Origin of the sequence: Emticicia soli, from assembly GCF_037860775.1 — a bacterium.
GTDB lineage: Bacteria > Bacteroidota > Bacteroidia > Cytophagales > Spirosomataceae > Emticicia > Emticicia soli.
Map to the genome: position 1 here is coordinate 1 of NZ_JBBEWC010000031.1, position 1,543 is coordinate 1,543.

The window sequence follows — 1,543 nt, forward strand, 5'->3', positions numbered from 1 at the left end:
CAGTAATCTGGCAGCAGGTACTTACAGTGTGCTTGTAACCGATGCGAATAGTTGTACAGCGACAGCGAGTGTGACCATCACCCAACCACCAGTATTAACTTTAACAGGTATAGGTACTGAGGTAAAATGTAATGGTGAAGCAAATGGTGAAGTTACTTTAACAGCTACTGGTGGAGAGTTGCCATATTCTTATAGCAAAGATGGAGTTACTTTCCAGGCATCTAATAAATTCGAGAACTTAGCTAAGGGTGTTTACACATTTACTGTAAAAGATAAAAATGGATGTTTGAAAACAACTACGGTAGAGATAAAAGAACCAAATACATTAACAGCAACGTCAAATAAAGTAGATGTAACTTGTTATGATGGAAAAGATGGTTCGGTGACAGTAAATCCAGTAGGAGGTAATCAACCATATACATATTTATGGAGTACAACAGCTACGACTCAAACAATTACAGGTCTGGCTGCAGGAACTTACAGTGTAATAGTGACAGATGCTAAAGGTTGTAAAATAGATGTTACAGGCATTGTGATTACTCAACCTGATGCCCTTGTTCCTGAAGTTAGTTCTAACTCCCCTGTTTGTGAAGGTGGAACTATTACTCTGACTGCAAATGGAGGAACAAGCTATTCGTGGGCAGGTCCAAACGGATATACATCAAGTACGCAAAATCCAAGCATTTCTTCAGCAACAAGTGCAAATGAAGGAGTGTATACAGTGACGGTAACTAATAGTAAGCAATGTGTCGGAACTGCAACTATTGCAGTTACAATTAAAGCATTGCCAAAAATTGATCCGTCTACTGAGATTGTTTGTGAAGGAAATCAATTGAAACTAATAGCAACCGATTTTGGTGTAGATGCAGAGTATAAATGGACGGGGCCAAATTCTTTCTCTCAAACTGGTAGAGAGGTAGTTGTTACTGCAAATGCAACGCAAGCCAATAAGGGTGTATATACAATTACGATAACCAAAGAATCTTGCTCAACAAGTGGAATCGTAACGGTTGATGTTAAAAATAAAGTAACACCACCAAGTATTGCTATTGACGGCCCAGCAGATATCTGTGAAGATAAACCTGTAAAATTAGTAGCTATGGGATGTATTGGTGGTCAGATCACCTGGTCAACAACTCAAACGGGCACTTCTATTACAGTTTCAGTTGCAGGAACATACACAGCAACATGTAAAGCAGGAGAATGTTCTAGCGATGCATCAAATTCTATTGTAATTAAAAAAGGCGAACAACCTAAAGCTCCAGTGATTGATGCAAGTAAGAAAATCTGTTGTGATGGAGAGAAAGCAACCTTGACAGCAATAGGCTGTAATGGTACATTGAAATGGAGCACTGAAGAAACGACTAATGCGATAGAAGTATCAACCTCAGGTACCTATAGTGTAAGCTGTACGACAAGTTGTGGAACAGCAGAGAGTGCAGAGCCAGTTGTGATTCGCACAGGGGAGAGTCCGAAGACGCCATTGATAGAGGCTAATGTAACGAAGATATGTGGACCAGAGAAAGCGAAGTTGACAGCAAGT

The 1,543-nt window shown here is 39.9% G+C and carries 1 pseudogene; it reads left to right on the forward strand.

Annotation, left to right across the window (positions count from 1 at the left end):
- A pseudogene (locus WAE64_RS24695) lies at nt 1-1,543 on the forward strand (hypothetical protein); the annotation flags it as partial.